A 4818-nucleotide genomic window follows, 5' to 3' on the forward strand; every position below is an offset into this window, starting at 1 on the left:
GGGGCAAAGAAAGCAAAACTATGCCTATGCTTTCGCAACTGGGCAACGATTTGATCGCCGCTTTACCCGAAGACCTAGAAGATATGGTCGGCGAAACGCTTCGCGGTCGTTCTGACACGCCGACTGAGCCGGTTGTTGAAGGTACAGATCAGATGGAAGAAGAGCTGCCAAGCGAAACTTCGACCTAATGATCAAAGATTTGCAAAAGCTCGTCCACTTGTTGACTCCTCTCGTTCAGGGGCGTAATCAGCCGACAAACATTGCATGACATAGGTGGATACAGGTGGCGCACTCCTCACACCCGGTTGACGACGACAGCAAACATGACGTTTTTGGCCTTGAAGGTGACACGTTGCATGAGGAGTGCGGTGTATTCGGCATCCTCCAGCATGATGATGCTGCGGCACTGACCGCACTTGGTCTTCACGCTCTGCAGCATCGCGGGCAAGAGGCCGCCGGGATCGTAACTTACGACGGCACCCGCTTTCATTCAGAGCGCAGGATGGGGTTGGTTGGCGATCATTATACTGATCCGCAAATGCTCGAAAAATTGCCTGGTGAGGTGGCTTTAGGCCATAACCGCTATTCGACCACAGGCGAAGTTGCCTTGCGCAACGTGCAGCCATTGTTTGCAGAATTGGGTGTTGGCGGCATTGCGGTGGCGCACAATGGCAATTTTACCAACGCTTTGAAATTGCGCAGGGAAATCATTGCCAACGGCGCGATTTGCCAATCCACATCAGATAGTGAAGTCGTGTTGCACCTGATCGCCCTGTCGAAAAAACAAGGCTCTGCGGCCCGATTTGTTGAAGCCATTTCGCAAATGGAAGGCGGCTATGCGCTGATCGCCATGACCCGCACAAAATTGATGGGTGCGCGCGATCCGTTTGGCATTCGCCCGCTGGTTCTGGGTGATCTTGAAGGCGCACCAATTTTGGCGTCTGAAACCTGCGCCCTAGACATAATTGGCGCGAAATTTGTGCGCGACATCGAGAATGGCGAAGTCATCGTTTGTGAAAAACAAGCTGATGGCACGATCAAGATCACGTCGTCAAAACCGTTTGAGCCAAAACCTGAGCGGGTTTGCCTTTTTGAATATGTGTATTTTGCTAGGCCGGATTCATTCGTGGCGGGGCGCTCGGTCTATAATGTGCGCAAAGCCATGGGCCGCAACTTGGCGCGTGAAGCCCCAGTGCAAGGCGACGTGGTTGTGCCTGTGCCAGATGGGGGTACGCCTGCTGCGATTGGTTACGCACAGCAAAGCGGCATCCCGTTTGAATTGGGCATCATTCGCAACCATTATGTTGGACGGACATTTATTGAGCCAAGCCAGCAAATTCGCGCATTTGGCGTGAAATTGAAACATTCGGCCAACCGGGGTCAGCTCGACGGCAAGCGGGTGATTTTGGTTGACGATTCTGTGGTGCGCGGCACGACCTCCACAAAGATTGTGCAGCTGGTACGTGATGCGGGCGCGCGCGAAGTTCATTTGGTGGTGGCCAGCCCAAAAATCACCCATTCTGATTATTACGGTATCGACACGCCGGACCCTGAAAAACTGCTCGCCAATCAATTTACGGACCATGCTGAAATGTGTAAATTCATTGGTGCAGATTCGCTGCACTTTCTGTCTGTTGATGGGCTTTATGATGCAGTTTGCGGCGCGCCTCGCGACCCGCAAAATCCGCAATTTACAGACCATTATTTCACAGGCGAGTACCCCACCCGTCTGGTTGACTTAGAGGCCGAAAACGGCCCTTTAAAACAACAATCCATGCTGCGAGAGGCTGGCTAATCAATGTCCGAAAATAAAGACCTGGCTGACCGCGTAATTCTGATCACCGGCGCGTCGCGCGGCATCGGCTATTTCACGGCGATTGAAGCCGCTAAACGGGGTGCGCATGTTATTGCGATTGCCCGCACAATCGGTGGTTTGGAAGAACTGGACGATGAAATTCAATCAGTTGGCGGTTCGGCCACGCTGGTGCCGCTCGACATCGCCGACGGTGACAAAATCGACCAAATGGGCGGCTCAATATTTGAGCGTTGGGGCAAACTCGACGGGTTGATCGCTAATGCGGGCTTGTTGGGCATTATCAGCCCTGTGCCGCACATTGCGCCAAAAGAAGTGAAGAACGTTTTTGACGTTAATGTGATCGCCAACTTCCGTTTGCTGCGCTCGCTTGATCCGTTGCTGCGCGCGTCAGATGCGGGTCGGGCTGTTTTTGTGTCTTCCTCTGCGGCTGAAACGGGCAAGCCGTTTTGGGGCCTTTACGGAGCGACCAAGGCCGCGGTAAATGCGATGACCAAATCATATGCGGGCGAAATGGAAAGCTCGACTGTAAACGCCAACGTGTTCTATCCGGGTGCTGTGCGCACCGGCATGCGGGCAAAAGCCGTTCCGGGTGAAGACGCGTCAACATTGCCACATCCGCGCGAGATTGCACCGAAATTGGTCGACATGGTTACGCCGACGAACCAAATGAACGGGCAAGTTTTTGATATTCGCACAGACGCTTATCGGCCATTGTGAAGCGGTTTGGGTTCGTCTTAACCGCGCCTACAGCGCTGCGTAAAAACACACAGGCATGTTGAGCACTTCGGGTGATGGTACATCGTCAACCGTTAGTCCAATATCCTCATATGTCTGTGCCTGCCGGCGCAATGTCGGCACTGTGTCGGCAACGTTCAACTGAGCTGCCCACTCCACATCGTCCGTAAAACCATGACTAGCGAGTTCTTGGCCGGACTGGCAGTCGGTTAGGCTTTCTAGCAGGTTATCTTTGACCGAATGAAAAGATGACACGGCGAGTTTTGCTTCGGCGCTGAGCTCAAATCCTGCCCCAAAATATGACGCGATGGCCCCTGCGGCGACCCAATCTTCGAATGCTGGGCGAAGAGAGCCGTCCGTGTACCATCGCTCACCCGCTGCGACAATAATAATATCGCCACCCAAACTTTGCGCTGAGTTGGCAACCGCCTTGGCGTTGCGCAAGGTTCCCCCCAAAACATATTTTTGTTTCGCAAACAGCGTCAGGTTGGAGCCATTTGGCGAGGGCAACACAATTTTTGCACCCTGTTCAAGTTGATCTAGCGATGGCGGAGAAAGCGAAAGCCCTTTTTCTTTGCGCTTGCCAACGATCTGTAAATCCATGAGTTGCGCGAACCGCTTTGCGGCATCTCGCAAGCCAAATGGATAAACAATAGCTCCGCGTGCGCAAGCAACGCTGAGCGCTGAAGAGAAGCTGAGGCAATCAACGATTATTGCCGTTTGTGCCGCGTGATCAAGCGCCCGCTCGCCCCACTCCACATGCACTTGCGCCATTTTAGTGTGCCCGCAACCCGATCACAATCGCTGCGGTGCCAATCAATGCCGCCGCTGTGCGGTTCATAATTTTGTAGACACGCGAAGACTTCAGCCATTCGCGCGCGCCGGAGGCCAACAATGCATATGGGGTCAGAACCACCACCAAAACCACAAATGTTGCGACCACAACCAACGACAATTCGGTGGGGCCAAACGCGCTCAGATCAAGGATGACCGGCACCAACGCCAAATAGAACAGCATCGGCTTTGGATTGCCCATGGTGATCAAATACCCATTGAGCAGCGACGCGAAAGCAGAGCGTTTTGATGCGCCCTCTTCAGCTTTAAGTTCGGATGTATTGGTCCAAAATTTCCAAGCCAGGTACAACAAGTACGCAACGCCGAGATAGCGGATGATGGTGAATGCCTCGGCATAGACTTCGCTGATCGCGGCCAATCCTAAAACAGCCATGGTCAACCAGGTTGCATCGCCAAACGCAATGCCAATGATCATCGGCATGGCGCGTTTTAGTCCGCCGCCGAGGGCCGTGCCAATCAAGGCCATAACGCCGGGACCGGGGATCACCACAGCTATAGCGAGCGCGATGCAATAGGTCGCGAATGATGCGAAAGTCATGTTGTAGCCTTTGAGAAGTCGATGAAGAATGCCAAGCTATGCTCACAAGTTGGGATCGTCAATCCCGATTATTGTAACGCCCTCACATCCGGAGCCCGTCGAAGGGTGAACGGCACTGCACAGCATTTATGGTTCGACAGGCTCACCATGAGGGTTTTGTTCTACGTTGACGCTGGATAGACCCCGGAACAAGCCCGGGGAAGCCACTTCGCTGTCCAGGAAACCAAGGGAAACATTTGTGCTTTTCCTCCTGGTGCATTCCCGGCCCCCGAGCCGGGATCACGTTGCGATCCTGTCAACGCAATAGCTATGTTCAACTTACCCCCCACCCTTAGTCCCTCCCCACAAGGGGGAGGGAGATCTTCTCTATCGTGCTGCGTTGGCGCTTGTAAGCCCCCGGATCAAGTCCGGGGAAGCCAAGGAGTGAAGCGATAGGCGTTTGGATGCATGAAACTGATATTTGATTGGCTTGCCATCAATCTTGGTGATGTGGCATTTCAAAAACTGATTTCTCGAATGGTGAAATCTGTGTCAGCCTATGCGCCTACTTGGAGAAAAATAATGCTTTTAGGCTTCATTATCGCCACGATTGTCATCACCCTCTCACCGGGACCGTCGATCATTCTGTTACTGGTCGTTAGCCTGCGAAGAGGCGCGATGGCGGGTGTGAAATATAGTTTGGGCGTAATCTCTGCAGACACCATATTGATTTCACTCAGCCTGTTGGGACTTGGCGCTTTGATACAAAGTTCTGCGTTGCTGTTCGATCTGGTCAAATGGGCCGGGATTGTCTATTTGATTTATCTTGGCATCAAACAATTACGGTCTAGCGCGGATGTGGATGTGTCGGCTGCGCAGACCAAAGGATCACCCT

General features: G+C 53.1%; 5 protein-coding genes and 1 pseudogene. 4 read left to right on the forward strand and 2 right to left on the reverse strand.

The annotated features are described in order from the left end of the window. From ACJAZW_RS15105 to ACJAZW_RS15115, 3 genes and pseudogenes are all read left to right on the forward strand, one after another. Positions 1-188: pseudogene (locus ACJAZW_RS15105) on the forward strand (hypothetical protein); the annotation flags it as partial. Positions 189-283: 95 nt separating this feature from the next. Then, entirely contained in the window at positions 284-1795 is a 1512-nt protein-coding gene (purF, locus tag ACJAZW_RS15110; RefSeq protein ID WP_415159585.1) for an amidophosphoribosyltransferase, read from the forward strand. Between the two features lie 3 nt (positions 1796-1798). Then, a complete protein-coding gene (locus tag ACJAZW_RS15115; RefSeq protein WP_415159587.1) occupies positions 1799-2533 on the forward strand; it encodes an SDR family NAD(P)-dependent oxidoreductase in 735 nt (244 codons plus the stop codon). Between the two features lie 27 nt (positions 2534-2560). Here ACJAZW_RS15115 and ACJAZW_RS15120 read toward each other — a convergent pair whose 3' ends face one another. Both ACJAZW_RS15120 and ACJAZW_RS15125 read right to left on the reverse strand, forming a co-directional pair. Further along, a complete protein-coding gene (locus tag ACJAZW_RS15120) occupies positions 2561-3325 on the reverse strand; it encodes a 2-phosphosulfolactate phosphatase (protein WP_415159589.1) in 765 nt (254 codons plus the stop codon). Position 3326: 1 nt separating this feature from the next. Next, entirely contained in the window at positions 3327-3944 is a 618-nt protein-coding gene (locus ACJAZW_RS15125; RefSeq protein ID WP_415159591.1) for a LysE family translocator, read from the reverse strand. A gap of 447 nt (positions 3945-4391) precedes the next feature. Here ACJAZW_RS15125 and ACJAZW_RS15130 point away from each other — a divergent pair. Then, positions 4392-4818: LysE family translocator (locus ACJAZW_RS15130; protein WP_415159593.1), on the forward strand; the 427-nt coding region annotated here is incomplete at its 3' end.

The sequence above is a fragment of the Maritalea sp. genome (assembly GCF_047634455.1).
Classification (GTDB): domain Bacteria; phylum Pseudomonadota; class Alphaproteobacteria; order Rhizobiales; family Devosiaceae; genus Maritalea.

Coding starts and splice junctions, on each gene's coding strand:
- ACJAZW_RS15115 (WP_415159587.1), top strand. CDS start 1,799: ATGTCCGAAAATAAAGACCTGGCTGACCGCGTAATTCTGATCACCGGC.
- ACJAZW_RS15120 (WP_415159589.1), bottom strand. CDS start 3,325: ATGGCGCAAGTGCATGTGGAGTGGGGCGAGCGGGCGCTTGATCACGCG.
- ACJAZW_RS15125 (WP_415159591.1), bottom strand. CDS start 3,944: ATGACTTTCGCATCATTCGCGACCTATTGCATCGCGCTCGCTATAGCT.